This window comes from Stenotrophomonas sp. STEN020 (assembly GCF_056760195.1).
The window spans coordinates 16,262-38,768 of sequence record NZ_JBRREI010000024.1; the positions used below are offsets into that span (position 1 = coordinate 16,262).

Consider the following 22,507-nt stretch of genomic DNA (forward strand, 5'->3'; position numbering starts at 1 on the left):
TTGCAGGTTTGCGTGTCGTCCATGTAGCCCGGGCTGCGCTGGCCCGGGCTATGGTCCTGCTCGACGCCTTACATGGGCAGGGGCTGGAAATGCGGATATCAGGGCTTTGCCTGCGCGTTCCACTCGCCGACCTGCGCCTTGGCATCGCTCAGCATGGCATCGAGAGCAGCGCGATCGTAGACCTTCCCGCGCATCACCACGGTATTGATCGCTCGCGTGGCCGCGATGTCCTGCAGCGGATTGCGGTCCAGCAGCACCAGGTCGGCTGCCTTGCCTTCGGCGACCGCGCCATAGCGGTCCAGCTTGCCGAACCAGGCTGGGCCGGCACGGGTGGCTGACTGCAGCACCTGCAACGGCGTCATCCCTTCGCGGACATACAGTGCCAACTCGTTGTGCAGACCGATTCCAGGGAAGTTATAGGAGTTCAGAAAGCCTGCATCGGTGCCCGCCATGATCTGCACGCCGGCTTCCTGCAGCATCGGCAACACCGCAGCCACCTGTGCGTAGTGTGCGTGGCGTGCCTCGATCTGCGCGGGTGTGGCTTTGGCGGCGCGCTCGACGCGCCACTTGTAGGTATCGCGCAGCCCCGGGCCGATGTAAGCCAGGTAGGGATCATTGTCGCGGGGCTCCACATCGAGGAAGTCGATGATCCGGCCGCCGTCCAGGGTCGGGGTCACGGCGACGCCGAGTTCGGCAAAGCGGCGGTACGCCGCCATCGCGGTGACGCGGTCGAAGCCGGCATGCAGTCTACGGTTGGCCTCGGCGCGGTCGATCTTGCCGGCGGCGAAATCAGCGGCGATCGCAGCCTCATCCTTGACCCCGGCCTTGAAGGCATAGTCCAGGTGTTCAATCGAGCTCATGCCGGCCTCGATGGCCTGACCCACGGTCAATGCCATCGGCACGTGACCGGAACTGCGCATGCCGCGCGCCTTGGCCTGGCTGACGGCGTACAGGAACAGCTCCGGCTTCAGGGTGCTGTCGGTGATCTTGACGAAGTCGACCTTGTCGCGCTGCTCGCGGTCCAGCGCCGCATCCACGCCGGCCTTGTCACCGGCCTCGATCGTGCCTTTCCACACCGGCGCCAGACCTTCGATCTTGGCACCGGAGGTGAACAGCTGCGGCCCGAACAACTGGCCGCTGGCGATCTGCCCGCGCCACGACAACACCTGCTCGGCCAGATCACCGGACGCGTCGCGCACGGTGGTGATGCCATGTGCGACGTATAGCGGCAGCAGGGCTTTGTTCTCTTCGATCAGCGCCGGTCCGCCGCCAAAGTGAACGTGCATGTCCCACAGCCCTGGAATCAGATAGCGGCCGCGGCCGTCGATGGCGGTAGTTGCGCGCCATTGTGTGCCCAGCTGTGCGTCATTGCCGACGGCGACGATGCTGCCGTAGCGGATGGCAACGGTCTGGTCGGGTATCGCGCGGCCATGTTCGACATCGATCACGGTTGCATGGCGGATCACTACGTCCGCCTGGGATTGAGCGGCGATTGCGGGCGAGATGGTTGCTGCGAGTGTGGTCAGCAGCAGGCCGAACGTGGTCTTCATCGGTGGTTCCAGTGGTAGGCGGTTGCCGGTCAGTACGGATGCGTGGAGTGCTTCAACGAGCACCAGCTGCGCGTAGCAGCTGCTCGATAACGGTTTGCCGACGTTGGCGCGCATGTGACAGAGGCGTCACGCCCTGCGCATCGGCAAGGTTGACGTCGGCACCGGCGGCAATGAGCAATTGGGTGATCTGCGCGTAGCGTTGGCTGCCGTCACCAAGGATGACGGTCTCCAGCAAGGCGGTCCAACCCAGGTTGTTGACGTGGTTGACGTCAACGCCGGCGTCGATCAGCAGCTGGACCGTGCTGACATGGCCGCGTTCGGCTGCCGGTATCAAGGCGGTGCCGCCATAGCGGTTGGTGCTGCGCAGGTCGGCGCCGTGTGCGAGGGCCGTGTGCAGGATTTCGGTCTGCCCGCTGGCACCGGCGTAGAGATAGGGGCTGTCCTGGAGCTGATCCTTGGCGTTGACATCGGCCCCTGCGGCGATCAATACGCGGGCAGCTTCCATCTGCCGCGCACGGATGGCGATCAGCAAGGGTGTGCGTCCGCTGGCGTCGCGGCTGTCGATGGCGCTGCCCTGGCTGAGCAATACCGCGATGCGCTGGCTGTCGCCGGCTTCGGCCGCGCGTTGCAACTGCTCCGCGCTGGCCGGGCTCGCGCCGACGCAGCTTGATGTCAGTAGCGCCGCGGCTAATACCGGTACGGTGATCCAGTTCTCTACGGTCATTGCCTGCCTCTGTCCGGGTTTCTGTGCACTTGCGGCGGGGTAGGGCGTTTGCCCAAACCTGCAGGCGATGCTACAAGTGCGGCCATCCATCGTGAAATTAAATGTCATGGTCGAGTCCAGTTCAAAAACAAATAGGGTGTACTTCGAGCTGGACCTGCTGCGGGCGCTGGTGATGGTGGCCGACTGCGGCAGTTTCACCGCAGCGGCCGCGCGGCTGCATTCCACCCAGTCCACCATCAGCCAGAAAGTTCGGCGGCTGGAAGATCTAGCCGGGCACCGCCTGCTGGATCGCGGGGTGCGCGATGTGCGACCGACGGACATCGGTGAGACCGTGCTGGGCTACGCCAGGCGGATGTTGTCGCTCAACGAGCAGCTGGCAGAAGCCTTGTCGGGCGATGGTGCGGCTGTGGTGATAAGGCTGGGCGTGCCGGAAGATTTCGCCGCAGGGCGAACCACGCCGGTACTGGCGGAGTTCACCAGGGCCTATCCGCGGGTGAAGCTGGAAGTCAGCAGCGGCTTGAGCCGTGCCTTGGCCGAGGGCTACGACCGCGGCGAGCTTGACCTGATCCTGGTCAAGCAGCGTCGTGGCAGTCGCGAGGGCGTGGCATGCTGGCCGGAACCGATGTGCTGGGTGGACAGCGCCAGCAGTCCCTCGTTCGGGACAGAGCCGGTGCAGCTGGTGGCGTTTCCGCCGCGTGGCATGTACCGCGAAGACATGATCGACGCGATTGAAAGCCTGGGCCGGCGTTGGCGCATCAGCTTCACCAGCTCCAGTCTTGGTGGCATCCAATCAGCGGTTGCCGACGGTTTGGGCATCAGCTTGTTGCCGGCGCGCGCGATGACAGCCGGGCATGTAGTACTGGGGTTGGAGACTGGCTTGCCGCGGATCGATAGCGTCGAGCTGGCCGTCCTGCACCGTCCTTCAGCGGATCCGGAAGCCAAGGCCTTGGCCGCGTTGCTGATCCAGATGCTTGAGCAGGAAATGGGCTGAGTTCGGCGGCAGCTGGGCGGCTATCCACCGCGAACTTGGCTAGAACAGGTCTTCGACCGGCGTATCCAGCAGCTCTTTGGCGCTGTGGGTGAAGCGGCGCAGGCTGGAAATGCCGAGGTCGCGGATCAGCGAATGGGTGGTGTGTGGCAGTTGGGCATCGTAGATGTCCTGCGGTGCCACGTTCTTGCCATGCACGCCGGGTAGCAGGTCGATGCCGGCGGCGGCATAGCAGTGTTGCACCATCGCCGAGCAGTACAGCGCGCCTTCCTTGGACAGCAGGTTGCTGCGGCGGCGCAGGCGGGTGCTGTGCATCGCGAACAGGGTGCCGACCAGTTCGCTCAGCGAGTAGCTGGACAGTCCTGAGAGCAGGTCCAAAGCGGCGATCTGTACCTTGTGGGTCTGTGCGGCATCCAGGCCGAAATCGAGGATTGCCAGGTTCGGGAAGGCTTCGTCGTCGAAATAGCGATCTGCGCGGTTTTCCTGCGCGCCCAGTCGCAGCTGGCGATTGCGCAGATCCAGGTCCGATTCCAATACCCACCAGTGTCCATCCAGCCGCTGTTCACTGAATAGAAATGCGTGTGACCACAGGCTGCGATGGCCATCTTGGGTCAACGGCGCCTGCGCCTTGCGGATGGCCTTGCCGACCCAGTCATCGGTACCACACAGACCGATACGGCCGGGCCCGGCGTGCTTGCGGATCAGCTCTGCATTGCGGGTTTGCATGGGATATGGGCTTGGAGGGCTGCGGGCAGGATAGGTGCTGGCGGCGCTGTTGTCGCCGCCAGCAGATGCTGGTTATTCCGGATCGTAGTCGAGGTTGGAAGCGAGCCAGCGTTCCACCTGCGACCGCTCCACGCCCTTGCGTTTGGCGTAGTCGGTGACCTGTTCGCGTGAGACCCGACCAACCACGAAGTACTGGCTCTGCGGGTGGCTGAAGTAATAACCAGATACCGCTGCGGTGGGCAGCATGGCGAAGCTTTCGGTCAGCGACATGCCGATGCCTTCCGCGTCCAGCAGTTGGAAGATGGTCTGCTTTTCACTGTGCTCGGGGCAGGCCGGGTACCCGGGGGCTGGGCGGATGCCGCTGTACTTTTCGGCGATAAGCGCCTCGTTGTCGAGTTGCTCGTCCTTGGCGTAGCCCCAGAACTCGGTGCGTACGCGCTGGTGCAGGCGCTCGGCCATGGCTTCGGCCAAACGATCGGCCAAGGCCTTGAGCAGGATCGCGTTGTAGTCGTCGTGGTCGGCTTCGAAGCGGGCAACGTGTTCATCGATGCCGATGCCAGCGGTGACCGCGAAGGCGCCGATCCAGTCCTGCTTGCCGCAGGCTGCTGGTGCGATGAAGTCGGCCAGGCAGAAGTCGGGGCGCTCGGCAGGCTTGTCGACCTGTTGGCGGAGGAAGTGCAGGGTTTGCTGCTCAAGCCCCTCTCCCTCCGGGAGAGGGGTTGGGGTGAGGGTGGACGGCACAAGCGATGGAGCCAGAAGCTTGCCCTCATCCGCCCTTCGGGCACCTTGTCCCGCATGCGGGAGAAGGGAAAGCACGACGTCGTCGCCATCGCTATTCGCTGGCCAAATCCCAAACACAGCCCGCGCGGTCAACCACTTCTCATCGACGATGCGCTTGAGCATGGCCTGCGCATCCTTGAACAGATCGCTGGCCTGCGGACCAACAATCTCGTCCGTCAGAATCGCCGGGTACTTGCCAGCCAATTCCCAGGCCTGGAAGAACGGCGTCCAGTCGATCACCGGCAGCAGATCTTCCAACGGGTAGTTGTCGAACACATGCACGCCCGGCTTACTCGGCGTCGGCGGCGTGTATTGACTCCAGTCGCAGATAAAGCGCTGGCCGCGCGCGTGCTCCAGCGAAACCAGGCGCTTGGCATCGCCACGGTTGCGGTGGCGCTGGCGGATATCCGCGTAGTCGGCATCGTTGGCGGCGACGAAGCTGGCACGCAGTTCGCGCGAGATCAGTGATTGGGCGACGCCAACCGCGCGCGAAGCATCCTTCACCCACACCGTCGGCGCGCTGTAGAACGGGTCGATCTTGAGTGCGGTATGCGCGCGCGACGTGGTTGCGCCGCCAATCATCAACGGCAACTCGAAGCCCTGCCGCTGCATTTCCTTGGCGACGTGGCTCATTTCTTCCAGTGACGGCGTTATCAGACCGGATAAACCAATTATGTCGGCATTCTCGGCGCGGGCGGCGTCCAGGATCTTCTGCGCCGGCACCATCACGCCAAGGTCGACCACCTCGAAGTTGTTGCAGGCAAGCACGACGCCGACGATGTTCTTGCCGATGTCATGCACATCACCCTTGACCGTGGCCATGATGATCTTGCCGTTGGACTTGCCGACTTCGCCGGTACGGGCCTTCTCTTCTTCGATGAAGGGCAGCAGATAGGCCACGGCCTTCTTCATCACTCGGGCGGACTTCACCACCTGCGGCAGGAACATCTTGCCGGCGCCGAACAGGTCGCCGACCACGTTCATGCCATCCATCAGCGCGCCTTCGATCACGTCCAGCGGGCGGCTGGACTGCTGGCGGGCTTCTTCGGTGTCTTCCTCGACCCAGGCATCCAGGCCTTGTACCAGTGCATGGGCAAGACGGTCGCGAACCGGGCGTTCGCGCCAGGCCAGGTCTTCGACCTTCTTTTCGCCTTTCTTGCCCTTGTAACGTTCGGCGATCTCCAGCAGACGCTCGGTGCCGTCGCGGCGGCGGTTGAGGATCACGTCCTCCACGCGCTCGCGCAGTTCCGGGTCGAGCTGGTCGTAGATCGGCATCGCACCGGCGTTGACGATGCCCATGTCCATGCCGGCTTTGATGGCGTGGTACAGGAACACCGAGTGGATCGCCTGCCGCACCGTTTCATTGCCACGGAACGAGAACGAGACGTTCGAGACGCCGCCGGACACATGGCAATGCGGCAGCGTGCGCTTGATGATGCGGGTGGCTTCGATGAAGTCCACCGCATAGTTGTCGTGTTCCTCGATGCCGGTGGCGACGGCAAAGATGTTCGGGTCGAAGATGATGTCTTCCGGCGGGAAGCCAACCTGCTCGGTGAGGATGCGATAGGCGCGGGTGCAGATCTCTACCTTGCGCTCGCAGGTATCGGCCTGGCCGACTTCATCGAACGCCATCACCACCGCAGCGGCGCCATAGCGGCGCACCAGACGTGCATGTTCGATGAACAGTTCTTCGCCTTCCTTCAGCGAGATCGAGTTGACCACGCTCTTGCCCTGCAGGCATTTCAGGCCGGCTTCGATCACGCTCCACTTGGAGGAATCGACCATCACCGGAATGCGGGCGATATCCGGCTCGGACATGATCAGGTTGAGGAAGCGCGCCATTGCCTTCTCGGAATCGATCAGACCCTCGTCCATGTTGACGTCGAGGATCTGCGCACCGCTGGCGACCTGCTGACGCGCGACGTCAACGGCTTCCTCGTAGCGTTCTTCCTTGACCAGTTTACGGAACTGCGCGCTGCCGGTGACGTTGGTGCGCTCGCCGACGTTGATGAACAGCAGGTCAGGAGTGATGACCAGCGGTTCAAGGCCAGACAGACGGGTGTAGTGGGTTGCGGTGTCGTTGCTCATTACCAGACCTTGAAAACCTGTCCATTGGCGATGCCATCGATGCTGCGCTGGTAAGCCAGTGCGGCGCGGGCGGCGGTGACCGGTTCAAAGCCGGGGAAGAAATCGCCATAGGCATCCAGCGCTTCACTCAGCACGCTGGGGCTTACCGCGTTGATACGCAGCCCACGCGGCAACTCGAGCGCGGCGGCGCGAACGAAGCCCTCAATGGCGGCGTTGACGCTGGTGGCACTGGCGCCCTGGGCGATCGGCTGCTCGGTGAGGATGCCGGTGGTCAAGGTGATGCTGCCGCCATCGCGCAGATGGTGCTGGCCCAGCAAGGCCAGGCGCACCTGGCCAAGCAGTTTGTCGTGTAGTCCCTGCGTGAACTGTGCAGGGCTCATTTCCGTCAGCGGCCCGAAGTGGACGCTGCCGGTGGTGGCGACGATGGCGTTCAGCGGACCGACTGTCTGCAGCAGTGCGGTCACGCTGTCATCGCTGCTCAGATCAACGTTGTGCAGCGGGTCCGAACGCGAGGCGGTGATGACGTGATGCTGTTGCCGCAGATGTTGCGCAACCGCCGAACCCAGGGTGCCACTGGCACCGATCAGCAGGATCTTCTTCATCGTGTGCTCCTCAGGCAGCCTTGTCTGCAGTTGGCGGCAGCGCCCGAGGCGGCAACCCGGCAACGGCTTCGGCAATGGCGCGGATATGATCGGGCGAGGTGCCGCAGCAGCCGCCGACCAGGTTCAACAGGCCGGACTGGGCGAACTCTTTCAGTGTGGTCGCCATTTCCTCGGGCGTCTCGTCGTACTCGCCGAAGGCATTGGGCAGGCCGGCGTTCGGGTGCGCGCTGACATAACCGCTGGACACCTGCGACAGCGTTTCCACGTGCGGGCGCATATCGGTGGCGCCCAGCGCGCAGTTGAAACCGATCGACAAGGGCTGGCTGTGCGAGACCGACGCATAGAAGGCTTCGGCGGTCTGCCCGGACAAGGTACGACCGGAGGCATCGGTGATGGTGCCGGAGATCATGATCGGTAGGCGCCCGCCACGCGCATCGAACACTTCCTCGATGGCGAACAACGCCGCCTTGGCGTTGAGCGTGTCGAAGATGGTTTCCACCATCAGGGTGTCGGCGCCACCGTCGATCAGACCATCGATGGCCTCGCGGTAAGTGGCGCGCAGCTCGTCGAAGCTGGTGTTGCGGAAGCCTGGATCGTTGACGTCGGGGCTGATCGATGCGGTGCGGCTGGTCGGGCCAAGCACGCCAATGACGAAGCGTGGCTTGTCCGGCGTGGTTGCTTCAACTGCGTCACAGCACTGGCGTGCCACCTGCGCGCCGGCCTTGTTCAACTCGTAGACCAGATGCTCAAGGTGGTAATCGGCCTGACTGACCGAGGTGGCATTGAAGGTGTTGGTTTCCAGCAGATCCGCGCCGGCTTCGAGATAGCCGGTGTGGATGGCGGCGATCACTTCCGGCTTGCTCAGCAGCAGCAGGTCGTTATTGCCCTTGAGGTCATGCTCGCAGCCCGCGCCATGCACGTGCTGGCTGTCGAAGCCACCAGCGAAACGCGCACCGCGATAATCATCTTCTTCAAGACGATGGCGCTGGATCATCGTGCCCATGGCACCGTCGATGATCAGGATGCGCTGTTCAAGCGCGCTGAGCAGCTTGGCGACGCGGTCGGGATGGAGCCAGGGCAGGGCGTGCATGGGGCAATCAACCAGGTAGGGGTATCAGGGACGATGTGCGATCAGCGAGATCACTTCGAAATGCGGCGGACGCTTTTCGCGGGTTACGGTCTCCAGGCTGGACACCTCAAGGCCGGCCTTTTCGACGAACTTGCGCAGTTCCTTGCCGGTGAAGCCAAGGTTGACGTGGCCATAGGCCTCCACTGCGGCCTTGTGCTCGTGGCGGGCCAGGCTGCACAGCATCAGCCGGCCTTGCGGGCGCAGCACGCGGGCACATTCGGCAACGGCCTTGGCTGGCTGGGCGGCGTAGGTGAGGGCGTGCATCATCACCACCAGATCGAAGCTGCCATCGGCGAACGGCAGCTTGTGCATGTCGCCTTCCAGCACCTCCACATTGGGCAGCTTGCGCAGGCGTTCGCTGGCGGCGGCAACTACACGGGCACTGGTGTCGATACAGACGTAGCGCTGTGCGTGCGGAGCCAGCAGTTCGGCCAGCACGCCGTCGCCGGAGGCGATATCCAGCACGTCACCGGTTTCCAGCAAGGGAAGAGCGCTGCGCGCCATCGCTTCCCAGGTACGGCCGGGTGAGTAATGGCGTTCCATGTCACCGGCGACGCTGTCGGCCCAGTTCTGGTCTGCCGCGCGCATGGCAAGCACGGACGGCACGCGTTCAGCGTCCTGGCGCAGCAGCGGGTCGTCGCTGCCGCTGCTCAAGGCATGCCACAATGCGCGCTGTGCCGGGTCCAGTGCAGCCTCGTCAAAGCGGTAATACGCCGAGACGCCCGCACGGCGATCACGTACCAGACCGGCTTCCTTGAGCCTGGCCAGATGAGTGGACACGCGCGGCTGCGCCAGCGTGGTGATGGCCGAGAGCTCGGCCACGGTCAATTCTTCTTGTTCCAACAACGTCAGCAGACGCACGCGCGTCGCATCGGCGAACACTTTCAGACGGGTTGACCAGTCTTCCAGATCCATAAATATCTACCTATCGCGATATAGAGATATTTTCCCTGTGTTGCCAGTTTCGGTCAAGGCGATGCATAGGCTGAATGGGGTTGCGATGGTTACAATCGCAACTTGATAAACCCTGGGAGGGGTGTAGTGGACTTCAGTTTTTCCGACGAGCAGCTGATGCTGCAGGACGTCGCGCGCCGCATCGCCAAAGAAAAAATTGCCCCCAGCGCCGAGCACTTCGACGCTACCGGTGAGTACCCGCTGGAAAACATCCGTCTGCTGGGTGAGAACGGCTTGATGGGCATCGAGGTACCGGTCGAGTACGGCGGCTCGGGCATGGACCCGATTTCCAGCGTGCTGGCGATTGTCGAGGTGTCGGCGGCCGACGCGGCGCATGCCACCATCATGTCGGTCAACAATTCGCTGTTCTGCAACGCCGTGCTGGGTTACGGCACCGAGGCGCAGAAGCAGACCTATGTGCGTGCGATTGCCGAAGGCAGCGAGATTGGCGCGTTCGCGCTGACCGAATCGCAGTCCGGCTCCGACGCGACCGCGATGCGCTGCCGTGCGGTCAAACAGGCCGATGGTTCGTTCGTGATCAACGGCCAGAAGAGCTGGATCACCTCCGGCCCGGTTGCCCGTTACATCGTGTTGTTTGCGATGACCGACCCGGAACAGCGCTCGCGCGGCATCACCGCTTTCATGATCGATACCAGCAAGCCCGGTTTCGGCCGTGGCAAGACCGAGCCCAAGCTGGGCGTGCGTGCATCGGCAACCTGCGAGATCGAATTCCAAGACTATGTTGCTGCGGCCGAGGACGTGATCGGCGTCGAAGGCCAGGGCTTCAAGATCGCGATGAGCCTGCTGGATTCGGGCCGTATCGGCATTGCTTCGCAAGCGGTAGGTATCGCCCGGGCTGCTTACGAGGCGTCGCTGGCGTACGTGAAGGACCGCAAATCGTTTGGTGCGCCGATCGGCAGCTTCCAGATGATTCAGGCCAAGATCGCCGACATGAAGTGCAAGCTGGATGCAGCGATGCTGTTGACCTTGCGCGCTGCCTGGACCAAGTCACAGGGCAAGCGTTTCTCCACCGAAGCGGCCGTTGCCAAGTTGACGGCATCTGAAGCAGCGATGTGGATCGCCCACCAGGCCGTGCAGATCCACGGCGGCATGGGCTATTCGAAGGAGATGCCGCTGGAGCGTTACTTCCGTGATGCCAAGATCACCGAGATCTACGAAGGTACCTCTGAGATCCAGCGTCTGGTCATCGCCCGCAACGAAACCGGCGTGCGCTGATCGCGATGTAGTGCCGAGCCATGCTCGGCATGGGCTTTCCCAGTAGTGCCTCTGCCGAGCATGGGTCGGCACCACAGAAAAGCAAACAAGCCCCGGCACCGCCGGGGCTTGTTGTTTGTGGCTTGGGCTGTTTCATCGATGCAAAGGGACGGTAGTGCCGAGCCATGCTCGGCTGGAGATTTCTCGGTAAGGCCTCTGCCGAGCATGGCTCGGCAGTACGAAAAGGCCCAAAAAAAGCCCCGGCATTGCCGGGGCTTTTCGTATCAGCGGTCCTTCTGGATCGCATGCACCTTGTGTTGTTCGATGAACTCCTTGGACTGTTCGTCCAGCTTGTCACCGAGCATGCGCCGCACGCTCACAAAGAACAGCGGAATCAACAGCACGCCGATCACGGTGGCGAACAACATACCGCCGATCACGCCGGTACCCAACGAGTGACGGGCGTTGGCGCCGGCACCGGTGGAGATGGCCATCGGCAGTACGCCGAGGATGAAGGCGAACGAGGTCATCAGAATCGGGCGGAAACGCAGATGCGCCGCTTCGATGGTCGCTTCACGCAGGGTCTTGCCGGCAGCACGCTGTTCCACCGCGAACTCGACGATAAGAATGGCGTTCTTTGCCGCCAGACCAATCACCGTCACCATGCCGATCTTGAAGTACAGATCGTTCGGCAGACCGCGCATCAGCGAGAACACCACCGCGCCGAGGATGCCGACCGGCACCACCAACAGTACCGAGACCGGGATCGACCAGCTCTCGTACAACGCGGCCAGGCACAGGAACACCACCACGATCGACAGCACCATCAACAGCGTCGCGGCGTTGCCGGCGAGGATTTCCTGGTAGGACATGCCCGACCAGTCAAAGCCGAAGCCTGCCGGCAGGTCGTCATGCACCAGCCGTTCCATGGTGTTCATGGCCTGACCGGAACTGCCGCCTGGAGCCGGTGCACCGACGATGTTGACCGCGGAATAGCCGTTGTAGCGGTTCAGTGCCGGCGGGGCATAGATCCACTCGGACTTGACCACCGCGCTGAGCGGGATCATCGCCGGCTGGCCGGTTGCATCCTTGCTCAGCGAGCTCGGCACGAAATAGCTGTTCAGCGATTCCGGACCGGTGCGGTAGGCCGCGTCGGCCTGCATGTTGACTCGCTTGATGCGGCCGCCGTAGAAGAAGTCATTGACGTAGACCGGAGCCAGCATCATCTGGATGGCGGTATACACATCATTGACCGACACGCCCATGGCCTGGGCCTGCACGCGGTCAACCTTCAACTGCAGCTGCGGTGCGTTTTCCAGGGTGTTGGGGCGTACGCCAACCAGCGATTTGTCCTGGCTGGCTGCTCCTAACAAGGTGTTGCGCGCATCCATCAAGGCGTCCTGGCCTGCGCCGGTACGGTCCTGCAGCCACATGTCGAAGCCGCCGAACTGACCCAGACCCTGCACGGTCGGCAGGTTGACGAAGAAGATCTGCGCATCCTTGATGCCGTAGGCCTTCTTGTTCATTTTCTGGATGAACTCGGGCGCGGTTTCCTTGCGCTCATCCCAGTCCTTGAGGCGGACGAAGGCCATGCCCACGTTCTCGCCGGCACCGATGAAACTGAAGCCGGTGATCTGCATCAGGCCTTCAAAGGCTTCCTCGTCCTGCAAGGTACCCAGCAGCTGATCGAACACGGCGCTGGTACGGGTCTTGGTAGCACCCGGCGGCAACTGCACGATGGCCAGTGCATAGCCCTGGTCTTCTTCCGGCAGGAAGCTGCCCGGCAGACGGGTGAACAGGAAGCCGCACAGCACCAGTAGCAGGGCGAACACCATCAGCCAGCGCGGGGCGTGCTTGATGACGCCACCAACTGTGCCGACATAGCTCTTTTCCAGCTTGCCGTAGTACTTGTTGAAGGTGCGGTAGACCCAGTTCGGGTTGTCGTTGTGGGTGGGCTTGAGGAAGGCCGCACACAGCGCCGGGGTAAAGGTCAGCGCGAGCAGGGCGGAGAACGCCATCGCCATGGCGATGGTCAAGGCGAACTGCTTGTAGATCTCACCCGAGGCACCCGGCTGCAGGGCAGACGGAATGAACACCGCCGCCAGCACCACGGTGATGGCCACCACGGCGCCGGTGATCTGGCCCATGGCTTTCTGCGTGGCCGGCTTCGGATCGAGCTTTTCCTCGGTCATGATGCGTTCGACGTTTTCGATGACGACGATGGCGTCATCGACCACGATGCCGATTGCCAGCACCATCGCGAACAGGGTCAGCTGGTTGATGGTGAAGCCGATCGCCAGCATGCCCATGAAGGTGCCGAGCAGGGCAACCGGGATGACCAGGGTGGGGATGATGGTGGCGCGGAAGTTCTGCAGGAACACCAGCATCACCAGGAACACCAGGATGATGGCTTCGACCAGGGTGTGGACCACTTCCTCGATCGAGATGGTGACGAAGGTGGTGCTGTCGTACGGGGTGAACCAGCTCACGCCGGGCGGGAAGCTCGGCGCAAGTTCGTCCATCTTCGCGCGGACGGCTTCAGACACATCCAGTGCGTTCGCACCCGGCAGCAGCTGGATGGCGAACACTGCCACCGGCTTGCCGTTGTACTTGGTGTCGAAGCCATAGTTGGACGCACCGAAGGAGACCTTGGCAACGTCCTTGAGCTTGACCACGCTGCCGTCATTGTTGGCCCGCAGGATGGTGTTCTCGAACTCCTCCGGCGAGCTGTAACGGCCTTCGGCGGCAACGGTGGCGGTGAAAGCCTGGCCGTTGGGCGCGGGGTCGCCACCCACCGAACCGGCAGCGAACTGCAGGTTCTGGGTGCCGATGGCGTTGTACACATCGGTTGCCGACAGGTGATAGCCCTGCAGCTTTTCCGGGTTCAGCCATACGCGCATGGCGTACTCGGAGCCGAACTGCTGGGTGCTGCCGACGCCGGGGACACGCGAAACCTGTTCCAGCACGCGCGCACCGACGATGTCGTTCAGCGCATCGCGGTCGACCGTGCCGTCATCCGAACGTACGCCGATGGCCATCAGGAAGCCGGCGTTGGCCTTGGCCACCACCACACCCTGCTTGGTCACTTCCGAGGGCAGACGCGGGGTCGCCAGCGACACCTTGTTCTGCACCTGCACCTGGGCGATATCGGCATCGGTGCCGCTGTCGAAGGTCAGGGTGATGGTGACGCGGCCGGTCGATGACGACGACGAACTGAAGTACATCAGGTTGTCGATGCCGGTCAGCTGCTGCTCGATCACCTGGGTGACCGATTTTTCCGCGGTGGACGCACTGGCGCCCGGGTAGTTGGCGGTGACGGTCACCTGCGGTGGCGCCACGCTGGGATAGGACTCGATACCCAGGTTGAGGATCGAGATGACGCCGCCAAGCGAGATCAGGATCGCCACCACCCAGGCGAAGACGGGATGCTCGATGAAAAATTTAGGCATGACGGAGTCCCGTTATTCCTTCTTTGCCGGTGCTGCCGCAGGCGCGCCAGCGGCGGGCTTGGCAGCTTCGGGCTGCCATGGCTTGGCCGTGGCCGGTGCGCCTTCCTTGACCTTCTGCACGCCCGAAACAATGATCTGGTCGCCAGCAGCCAGGCCGGAGGAGACCAGCCAGTTGCCGCCCTGCTGGTTGTCCAGGGCGACGTTCTTGCGCACGACCTTGCCGTCCTTGCCGACGATCAGCACGTAGCCGCCCTGGGTATCACGCTGCACGGCCTGCTGCGGAACCAGGAAGGCATTGTGGCGCTCGCCCAGGTTGGCCTTGAAGCTGACGAACGAACCCGGCAGCAGGATGTGGTCCGGGTTGGGCAGCTGCGCGCGCAGCGACACCGTGCCGGTGGCCGGATCAACCGTGGTCGAGGAGAAGTCCAAGGTGCCTTCGTGGGCATAGGCGCTGCCATCGGGTAGGTTGACCTGCACGGTGGTCTTGCCGTCGCCGGCCAACGCCACCGCGCCCTTGTCCTGGGCTGCGCGCAGCAGGCTCAGTTCGTCGGCGGTCATCGAGAAGTTCACATACAGCGGATCGATCTGGTCGACAGTGGTCAGCAGGGTTACATCACCCTGGCCGACCAGTGCGCCCTCGGTGACCTGCTGCTTGCCAGCCTGGCCAGCAATCGGCGCGGTGACGCGGGCATAGCCGAGGTTGATGCGGGCGGTGGTGACCGCGGCTTCGGCCTGCTGTACGGCGGCGGCAGAGGAACGCTCGGCGGCCTCCGCACTGTCCAGGTCGGACTTGGACACATAGCTCTGCGGTGCCAGCGAACGGGCGCGGTTGGCAGTGGCGCGGGCGTTGGCGTAAGTGGCGCGGGCCGAAGCCAGTGCACCTTCCGCTGATGCCAGCGAGGCCTGCAGCGGTGCCGGATCGATCAGGAACAGCACCTGGCCTTCCTTGACCGCACTGCCTTCTTCATAGACGCGCTTCTGCAGCACGCCGGCCACGCGGGCGCGGACGTCGGCAGAACGGAACGGCGACAGACGGCCGACCAGTTCACGCTGCAACGGCAGGGTCTGCGGTTTGGCGTCGACTACGCCGACCTCCTGCGGGGGAGGTGCGGCTTGCTCCTGCGGTTTTTTACAGGCGGCAAGGCTCAGTGTCGCTGCACAGGTGAGAGCGAGAAGACGCAGTGGGGCGGTCATCAGGAGAAACTCCGGGTGTTGTTTTTATTTGGAGCTGCGGCGGCTTGGTACGTGCAGGCAAAGGCACGTAGGAAGCCGTCGGTGGCAAATTCGGCCCAGCGGCGACGCTGTTGTGGATCATCGCGGTAAGGGGTGTGAAAGCGCTGTCGTTCAAAATCCTGGCCAGCAATCATGCTGATCAGCAGCTCGGCCATGAACTGCGGGTCGTCATGCTTGAGGCGACCACGTTGCATTTCGGTTTGCATCCATTCAGCAACATGGTTGCGGAGGGCTTCGTTGCTTCCCTGGTACATGAACTGCGCCTCGTCGCGGAACTCATGGACGCTGGCTCCGATCAGCTGCGCGGTGCGGCGGACGTTGGGTTTGTTGCGATGCTCTAGATAGCCGATGGCAAAGTCGAGCACGGTGTCGTGCAGTGGTTTGTCTTCACATACGGATAACGCTGCGGTCGCGTTGGACACATGCAGCTGCATCGCCTGCCGCAACAGCTCACGCTTGCTGCCGTAGCGGCTGTAGAGCGTCTGCTTGGAACAACCCGCTGCTGCCGCTATCGAATCCATACTCAGGCGTATGCCTTGTTTGGCCAATAGCTCACGCACAGCTTCGAGCACGCGTTGGTCACGCGCGTCTGTTGGCGCGGGGGTGGCAGAAGGGGTTTGCATAAGCGGTGGACTATACCGTCCAGTACAGAAACGCCGCAACGTAATTCGCCTTTCACTGTGCCCGGTGAGCGAATGAGATTCAGGTGGCGGACATTGTCTGCTGATCGCCTATCAGTAAAACCGTGGCTGTCGCCGTCGCTTGGCAGCAAATTGCGATGCAGATAATGCGGCCCTGCAGCAAGGTTCTTTTTGTTACCAGCGATACAATCGCGGTTTCTCCAAACGAGCAACACCCAAAGCTCTGCCATGAAATCGCAAAACAGTGCTGCCAAGTCCGTAAAGACGAAATCCAAACCAGCCGTGAAGCAGAACATCGCCGAAGCTGGCCTCTCGCTAGAATCGGTATTTGCAGCCTTGCGGAAGCGTTATCCCGCTGCGGCCGCGCAGGCGCAGGCAGTGGCTTTTGCTACGGCTTTCTACAAGCGCATGGAAGCCGATGAGTTCACGCTGCACTCGGCCGATGATTGGGCGGTGTTGGCTGCGGGCATGCTCGAGTTCGCTCGCACCCGCAAGCCGGGCAAGGCCAATGTGCGGGTGTTCAACCCGACGCTGAAGGCCGACGGTTGGGAGTCGGCACATACCGTGCTGCAGATCGTCAACGATGACATGCCGTTCCTGGTGGACACGGTGACGCTGGCGCTGGCCGAGCAGGGCATCGGCGTGCATGTGCTGGGCCATCCGGTGATCAGCATCGCGCGCGACAAGGCTGGCAAGCTCAGCGGCGTGGGCGAGGGCAAGCTGGAATCGGTGATGCTGCTGGAGATCGACCGCCAGCCGGCCGATGCACTGGATGCCGTTGCCAAGCGCGTCAGTGGTGCGGTGGAAGACGTGCGTGCCATCGTCAATGACTGGCAGCCGATGACCGACAAGGCAGTGGCGCTGGCTGACGACCTGGGCAAGCGTCCGTTGCCGGTCAGCAAGGCCTCGCGTGCCGAGGCGCAGGAATTCCTGCGCTGGGCCGCCGACAACCATTTCACCTTCTTCGGCTACCGCGAATACAAGGTGGAGAAGAAGGGCAAGGAAGAAGTGCTGGTCGCCCAGAACGGCACCGGCCTGGGCCTGATGCGTGGCAAGGACACGATGGTCGCGCGCCCGGTCAAGGGCCTGGCCGCTGAAGGCCTGAATGCCACCAGCAGCCTGCACGATGCACTGATCCTGACCAAGACCAATGCCCGTTCGCATATCCACCGCGGCGGCTACATGGACTACATCGGCGTGCTGGAATTCGACGCCAAGGGCAAGATCATCGGCGAACAGCGCTTCCTCGGCCTGTTCACCTCCAGTGCCTACAACCGCCGCCCGTGGGAAATTCCGCTGGTGCGCCAGCGCTATGAAAACGTGATGGCACGTTCGGGCCTGAGCCTGTCCAGCCACAGCGGCAAGGCCCTGCGCCACATCCTGGAGTCGCTGCCGCGCGAAGAACTGTTCCAGTCCAGCGAGGACGAGCTGTTCCGTACCGCCATGGGCGTGCTCGGCCTGCAGGAGCGCGTGCGTAGCCGCCTGTTCCTGCGTCGCGACAAGTTCAGCCGCTTCATCTCGGCGCTGGTGTTCCTGCCGCGCGAGCGCTTCAACACCGACGTTCGCCTGCGCGTTGAAAACATGCTCAAGGACGCGCTGCACGGCGAATACGTCGATTCCAGCGTGGTGCTCGGTGATTCGCCGCTGGCCCAGGTGCACCTGATCGTCCGTCCGAAGGCAGGAGAGAGCCTGGAGCTGGACGTGGAAGGCATGGAGAAGCGCCTGGCCCACGTGCTGCGCAACTGGCAGGACGATCTGCGCGAAGCGCTGGTCGGCAGCCACGGCGAAGCTGAAGGCCTGCGCATTGCCTCGCGTATCGGCAAGGCATTGCCGGCCGGTTACATCGAAGACTCCAGTGCTGAAATCGCTGCCGCCGACGTCGCCCAGCTGGACGCCCTGACCGGCCCGGACGATCTGCGTCTGAGCCTGCAGGCAATCCGTCGTGACGAAGTCGATGGCCTGCGTCTGAAGCTGTACCGCCAGCTGGAAGACATTCCGCTGTCCGACGTGCTGCCGATGATGGAGAACATGGGCCTGCGCGTGATCGCCGAGCGTCCCTACAAGCTGATGGTCGATGAAGCGCCGGTCTACGTGCAGGACTTCGAGGTCGAGTCCACCATCGGTGCGATCGATCCGGCCAGCGCCAATGCCTCCTTCAGCGATGCCTTCGCCCGTGTTTGGCACGGCGATGCCGAGAACGACGGCTTCAACCGTCTGGTGCTGGGCGCCGGTCTGGATTGGCGCCAGGTGTCGATGCTGCGTGGTTACTGCAAGTACCTGCTGCAGATCGGCGTGCCGTTCTCGCAGACCTATGTGGAAGGCACCTTCAACCGCTACCCGCTGCTGGCACGCCTGATCGTGGAACTGTTCGAGGCCCGCTTCGAACCGACCCCGTCGGCCGACAAGGCAGTGCTGGATGCGCAGCTGGCCCAGTTCAAGCAGCTGGCCGCTGACGATGCTGCCACCCTCAAGCTGCTCGACGGCGTCGTCAAGGCGCGCAAGAGCGACCGTGCAGCGCGCATGGCGCTGGTCCACGAAGTGCTGATCAAGCTGCTCGACGGCGTCTCCAGCCTGGACGAAGACCGCATCCTGCGCAGCTTCATCGGCGTGATCGAAGCCACCCTGCGCACCAGCTATTACATGGTGCGCAAGGACGGCGTGCGCGCCGATGGCGGCCCAGCCGACTACATCAGCTTCAAGTTCGACGCCGCCAAGGTGCCGGACCTGCCCAAGCCGCGCCCGTACCGCGAAATCTTCGTGTGCGGCCCGCGCGTCGAAGGTACCCATCTGCGCTTCGGCCCGGTTGCCCGTGGCGGCCTGCGCTGGTCGGACCGTCGCGAAGACTTCCGCACCGAGGTGCTGGGTCTGGTCAAGGCACAGATGGTGAAGAACACCGTGATCGTGCCGGTCGGCTCCAAGGGCGGTTTCTTCGCCAAGCAGCTGCCGGACCCGTCGGTGGATCGTGATGCCTGGTTTGCCGAAGGCGTGGCCTGCTACAAGCGCTTCATCAACGGCCTGCTGGACATCACCGACAACATCGTCAACAACAAGATCGTGCCGCCGCAGGGCGTAGTGCGTCATGACATGGACGATCCGTACCTGGTGGTCGCTGCCGACAAGGGCACCGCCACGTTCTCCGATACCGCAAACGGCATCGCCCGTGCGCACGGTTTCTGGTTGGACGATGCGTTTGCTTCCGGTGGCTCGGTTGGTTACGACCACAAGGGCATGGGCATCACCGCGCGTGGTGCATGGGAATCGGTCAAGCGCCACTTCCGTGCGCTGGGCCGTGACTGCCAGAAGCAGGACTTCACCGTGGTCGGTGTCGGCGACATGTCCGGCGACGTGTTCGGCAACGGCATGCTGCTGTCCGAGAAGATCCGCCTGGTCTGTGCCTTCGATCACCGTCACATCTTCCTCGACCCGAACCCGACCGCTGCCAGCTCGTTCAAGGAACGCGCGCGCATGTTCAAGGTGCCGCGCTCGAGCTGGGCGGACTACGACAGCAAGCTGATCAGCAAGGGCGGCGGCATCTATCCGCGTTCGCTCAAGTCGATCGAGATCACCCCGGAAGTGCGTGAAGCACTGGGCATCGACGCCAGCATCAAGGCGATGAACCCGACCGACCTGATCAATGCCGCGCTGAAGGCGCCGGTTGACCTGCTGTGGAACGGCGGCATCGGCACCTACGTCAAGTCGGCCAGCGAGACCAATGCCGATGTCGGCGACCGCGCCAACAACGGCTTGCGCGTCAACGGTGGCGAGCTGCGCTGCAAGATCGTGGGCGAGGGCGGCAACCTGGGCATGACCCAGCTCGGCCGCATCGAGGCCGCACAGGTTGGCGTGCTGCTCAACACCGACTTCATCGACAACTCGGCCGGTGTTGATACCTCCGATCACGAAGTCAACATCAAGATCCTGCTCAACGACGTGGTGCGCGCCAAGAAGCTCACCGTGGAACAGCGCAACAAGCTGCTGGCCTCGATGACCGACGAAGTCGGCGAGCTGGTGCTGATGGACAACTACCGTCAGAACCAGGCGCTGAGCCTGATGGAGCGGATGAGCAGCAAGCGTCTGGGCTCCAAGCAGCACTTCATCCGCACGCTGGAGAAGCAGGGCTTGCTGGATCGCCAGATCGAGTTCCTGCCGTCCGACGCCGAGCTGTCGGCACGCAAGCTGCGCGGCCAGGGCCTGACCCGGCCGGAGCTGGCGGTGCTGCTGTCGTACTCCAAGATCGTCGCCTTCCAGCAGCTGCTGGAGTCGGACATCCCGGAAGATCCGTACCTGTCCAAGGAGCTGCTGCGTTATTTCCCGCAGCCGCTGCAGAAGAAGTACGCCGACGCGATGGACCGTCACCGCCTGAAGCGTGAAATCATCGCCACGGCCGTGACCAACCAGACCATCAACCGCATGGGCGCCACCTTCTTGATGCGCATGCAGGAAGACACCGGCCGCACCGTGGCCGAGGTCGCCAAGGCTTACACCATCAGCCGCGAAACGCTGGACGCACGTGCACTGTGGACGCAGATCGACGCGCTCGACGGCACCTTGCCGGAAGCAGTGCAGGTGGACGCACTGGAAGTGATCTGGAAGCTGCAGCGTTCGTTCGTGCGTTGGTTGCTGACCCGTCCGGGCGCGATGCCGGGCATCACTGCCGCGGTGGACCGCTACCAGGGCCCGTTCAACGACATCCGTGTCGCCTCGGGCGTGCTGCCTGATTCGCAGCGTCCGGCCTACGAGGCCAGCGTTGTGGCATGGAAGGAGAAGGGTCTGCCGGCGGCATTGGCACAGCAGCTGTCCGAACTGCAGTTCCTGGAGCCGGCGTTCGACATCATTGAGCTGGCGCGTCCGCGCAAGCTCAAGCCGGTGGACGTGTCCAAGGTCCACTTCCGCCTTGGCGAAGCCTTGCAGATGCCGTGGCTGTTCGAGCAGATTGATGCGCTGGAGGTCAACGGCCGTTGGCATGCCGTTGCCCGTGGCGTGCTGCGCGACGAGCTGGCTGCGCATCAGCGTGTATTGGCTGGCCAGGTGCTGTCGATGAAGGGCGCGACTGCAGAGGCCAAGGTGGCTGCGTGGTTGGGCCGTGATGACAGCGGCCTGCGTTTCACCCTGGCGATGCTGGCTGAGTTGGCTGAGCAGAAGACGCTGGACTACCCGACCGTGTCGGTGGCGGTGCAGCGTTTGGGTCAGCTGGCTGCGCACGGCGCTTAAGTCGGTAGGTTTTTGGTTTTGGAGAACGGGCCCTTTGGGGCCCGTTTTCTTTTGGGGAAAGCAAGAGCTTGCCCTCACCCCAACCCCTCTCCCGCAAGCGGGAGAGGGGCTAAGGCTGCAGTTGCAGGCAATGCTTGCGCTCGCAGATTGCTAGCCCCTTTCCCGCAAGCGGGAGAGGGGCTAAGGCTGCGGTTGCAGGCAATGCTTGCGCTCGCAGATTGCTAGCCCCTCTCCCGCAAGCGGGAGAGGGGCTAAGGCTGCGGTTGCAGGCAATGCTTGCGCTCGTAGAATGCTAGCCCCTCTCCCGCGTGCGGGAGAGGGGTTGGGGTGAGGGCAAGCTCTTGCCGTTGGCCTTCAGTTTCCAAGCAAACGAAAGCACCAGCCAACGCACCAGCAGGTTATCCTCGCCCTCCAAGCCGAACGAAAAGACGCGCCCGTGTCCCCCCGAATCGCATTCCTCGCCAGTACCGTCGAGACTGCCCAGCAGGCCCGTGTCAGCCTGGCTGCCCGCTATGGCGATCACAACCCGGAAGACGCGGACGTGATCTGCCCGCTCGGCGGTGACGGCTTCATGCTGCAGACCCTGCATCGCCACGGCGGCAAGGGCAAGCCGGTATTCGGCATGAAGCTGGGCACCGTTGGCTTTCTGATGAACCACCACCGCGAAGATGATCTGATCGAGCGCCTGGCCTTGGCCGAACCGGCTTATCTGCGACCGTTGGAAATGATTGCGCAGACCGAATCCGGCACCACCACCGGCTCGTTGGCCTACAACGACGTATCGCTGCTACGGCAAACCCGGCAGGCGGCACATATCGGCATCGATCTCAATGGCCAGCAGCGGGTGGAAGAACTGATCTGCGACGGCGTGCTGGTCTCCACGCCCGCCGGCAGCACCGCGTACAACTACTCGGCGCACGGCCCGATCCTGCCGCTGGGCTCCAACACCATTGCCTTGACCCCGTTGGCCCCGTACCGGCCGCGGCGCTGGCGTGGCGCCATCCTCAAGGCCGAGACCGAAGTGCGTTTCCGCGTGCTCGATCCTTACAAACGTCCGGTCAGCGTGACCGCCGACTCGCATGAAACCCGCGATGTGGTGGAAGTGACCATCCGCGAATCGCGTGAGCGACAGGTGACCTTGCTGTTTGACCCCGAGCACAATCTGGAAGAGCGCATCCTCAGCGAGCAGTTCATGGTCTGAATGCCGCAATGGCAGC

General features: G+C 63.2%; 13 protein-coding genes and 1 pseudogene. 4 read left to right on the forward strand and 10 right to left on the reverse strand.

The genetic code is table 11. From position 1 onward, the window contains the following. Positions 1 to 98 precede the first annotated feature (98 nt). Together ACVOLZ_RS11750 and ACVOLZ_RS11755 are read right to left on the reverse strand one after the other, a co-directional pair. Positions 99 to 1,550, reverse strand: a complete 1,452-nt coding sequence (locus ACVOLZ_RS11750; protein WP_481516296.1) for an amidohydrolase family protein — start codon at positions 1,548 to 1,550, stop codon at positions 99 to 101. 52 nt (positions 1,551 to 1,602) lie between these two features. Next, the gene (locus tag ACVOLZ_RS11755) at positions 1,603 to 2,274 is read right to left on the reverse strand and encodes an ankyrin repeat domain-containing protein (RefSeq protein ID WP_481516297.1); all 672 of its coding nucleotides are present in this window, start codon (positions 2,272 to 2,274) and stop codon (positions 1,603 to 1,605) included. A gap of 106 nt (positions 2,275 to 2,380) precedes the next feature. On the opposite strand from ACVOLZ_RS11755, the gene ACVOLZ_RS11760 reads away from it, so the two are divergent. Beyond that, on the forward strand, positions 2,381 to 3,265 hold the full coding sequence (locus tag ACVOLZ_RS11760; RefSeq protein WP_481516298.1) for a LysR substrate-binding domain-containing protein: 885 nt from the start codon (positions 2,381 to 2,383) through the stop codon (positions 3,263 to 3,265). 39 nt (positions 3,266 to 3,304) lie between these two features. On the opposite strand, the gene ACVOLZ_RS11765 is transcribed toward ACVOLZ_RS11760, so the two are convergent. From ACVOLZ_RS11765 to ACVOLZ_RS11785, 5 genes are all read right to left on the reverse strand, one after another. Beyond that, positions 3,305 to 3,988 (reverse strand): hypothetical protein, encoded by a 684-nt coding sequence (locus tag ACVOLZ_RS11765; RefSeq protein ID WP_481516299.1) that lies wholly within the window; start codon positions 3,986 to 3,988, stop codon positions 3,305 to 3,307. 72 nt (positions 3,989 to 4,060) lie between these two features. Continuing rightward, positions 4,061 to 6,856, reverse strand: coding sequence for a methionine synthase (gene metH / locus ACVOLZ_RS11770; RefSeq protein WP_481516300.1), 2,796 nt, complete (start codon positions 6,854 to 6,856; stop codon positions 4,061 to 4,063). Beyond that, positions 6,856 to 7,458: a short chain dehydrogenase gene (locus ACVOLZ_RS11775; protein ID WP_481516301.1), complete on the reverse strand. Its 603-nt coding sequence runs from the start codon at positions 7,456 to 7,458 to the stop codon at positions 6,856 to 6,858. Before ACVOLZ_RS11775 ends, metH begins: the two co-directional genes overlap by 1 nt. Before the next feature lie 10 nt (positions 7,459 to 7,468). Further along, positions 7,469 to 8,548 carry a homocysteine S-methyltransferase family protein gene (locus ACVOLZ_RS11780; protein ID WP_481516302.1) on the reverse strand — a complete coding sequence of 360 codons (1,080 nt, stop codon included), beginning with the start codon at positions 8,546 to 8,548 and terminating at the stop codon, positions 7,469 to 7,471. A gap of 24 nt (positions 8,549 to 8,572) precedes the next feature. After that, positions 8,573 to 9,502: an ArsR/SmtB family transcription factor gene (locus tag ACVOLZ_RS11785; RefSeq protein WP_481516303.1), complete on the reverse strand. Its 930-nt coding sequence runs from the start codon at positions 9,500 to 9,502 to the stop codon at positions 8,573 to 8,575. A gap of 102 nt (positions 9,503 to 9,604) precedes the next feature. Between ACVOLZ_RS11785 and ACVOLZ_RS11790 the strand changes: the two genes are divergently transcribed. After that, positions 9,605 to 10,777 carry an acyl-CoA dehydrogenase family protein gene (locus ACVOLZ_RS11790; protein WP_481516304.1) on the forward strand — a complete coding sequence of 391 codons (1,173 nt, stop codon included), beginning with the start codon at positions 9,605 to 9,607 and terminating at the stop codon, positions 10,775 to 10,777. A gap of 263 nt (positions 10,778 to 11,040) precedes the next feature. On the opposite strand, the gene ACVOLZ_RS11795 is transcribed toward ACVOLZ_RS11790, so the two are convergent. The 3 genes and pseudogenes from ACVOLZ_RS11795 to ACVOLZ_RS11805 all read right to left on the reverse strand — a co-directional run bounded on the left by ACVOLZ_RS11795 (position 11,041) and on the right by ACVOLZ_RS11805 (position 16,010). Beyond that, positions 11,041 to 14,205 (reverse strand): multidrug efflux RND transporter permease subunit, encoded by a 3,165-nt coding sequence (locus ACVOLZ_RS11795; protein WP_481516305.1) that lies wholly within the window; start codon positions 14,203 to 14,205, stop codon positions 11,041 to 11,043. Positions 14,206 to 14,229: 24 nt separating this feature from the next. Then, positions 14,230 to 15,399: pseudogene (locus ACVOLZ_RS11800) on the reverse strand (efflux RND transporter periplasmic adaptor subunit); the annotation flags it as partial. Beyond that, complete coding sequence (locus ACVOLZ_RS11805) at positions 15,399 to 16,010, reverse strand: TetR/AcrR family transcriptional regulator (protein ID WP_481516306.1); 612 nt, start codon at positions 16,008 to 16,010, stop codon at positions 15,399 to 15,401. The gene ACVOLZ_RS11805 and the pseudogene ACVOLZ_RS11800, both read right to left, overlap by 1 nt. 297 nt (positions 16,011 to 16,307) lie before the next feature. On the opposite strand from ACVOLZ_RS11805, the gene ACVOLZ_RS11810 reads away from it, so the two are divergent. Further along, positions 16,308 to 21,290, forward strand: coding sequence for an NAD-glutamate dehydrogenase (locus ACVOLZ_RS11810; RefSeq protein WP_481516307.1), 4,983 nt, complete (start codon positions 16,308 to 16,310; stop codon positions 21,288 to 21,290). Positions 21,291 to 21,726: 436 nt separating this feature from the next. Then, complete coding sequence (locus tag ACVOLZ_RS11815) at positions 21,727 to 22,491, forward strand: NAD kinase (protein ID WP_481514158.1); 765 nt, start codon at positions 21,727 to 21,729, stop codon at positions 22,489 to 22,491. Positions 22,492 to 22,507 lie beyond the last annotated feature (16 nt).

Excerpts from the sequence above, each read along its gene's own strand:
- ACVOLZ_RS11750 (WP_481516296.1), bottom strand. The coding sequence starts at position 1,550 with ATGAAGACCACGTTCGGCCTGCTGCTGACCACACTCGCAGCAACCATC.
- ACVOLZ_RS11755 (WP_481516297.1), bottom strand. The coding sequence starts at position 2,274 with ATGACCGTAGAGAACTGGATCACCGTACCGGTATTAGCCGCGGCGCTA.
- ACVOLZ_RS11760 (WP_481516298.1), top strand. The coding sequence starts at position 2,381 with ATGGTCGAGTCCAGTTCAAAAACAAATAGGGTGTACTTCGAGCTGGAC.
- ACVOLZ_RS11765 (WP_481516299.1), bottom strand. The coding sequence starts at position 3,988 with ATGCAAACCCGCAATGCAGAGCTGATCCGCAAGCACGCCGGGCCCGGC.
- metH (WP_481516300.1), bottom strand. The coding sequence starts at position 6,856 with ATGAGCAACGACACCGCAACCCACTACACCCGTCTGTCTGGCCTTGAA.
- ACVOLZ_RS11775 (WP_481516301.1), bottom strand. The coding sequence starts at position 7,458 with ATGAAGAAGATCCTGCTGATCGGTGCCAGTGGCACCCTGGGTTCGGCG.
- ACVOLZ_RS11780 (WP_481516302.1), bottom strand. The coding sequence starts at position 8,548 with ATGCACGCCCTGCCCTGGCTCCATCCCGACCGCGTCGCCAAGCTGCTC.
- ACVOLZ_RS11785 (WP_481516303.1), bottom strand. The coding sequence starts at position 9,502 with ATGGATCTGGAAGACTGGTCAACCCGTCTGAAAGTGTTCGCCGATGCG.
- ACVOLZ_RS11795 (WP_481516305.1), bottom strand. The coding sequence starts at position 14,205 with ATGCCTAAATTTTTCATCGAGCATCCCGTCTTCGCCTGGGTGGTGGCG.
- ACVOLZ_RS11810 (WP_481516307.1), top strand. The coding sequence starts at position 16,308 with ATGAAATCGCAAAACAGTGCTGCCAAGTCCGTAAAGACGAAATCCAAA.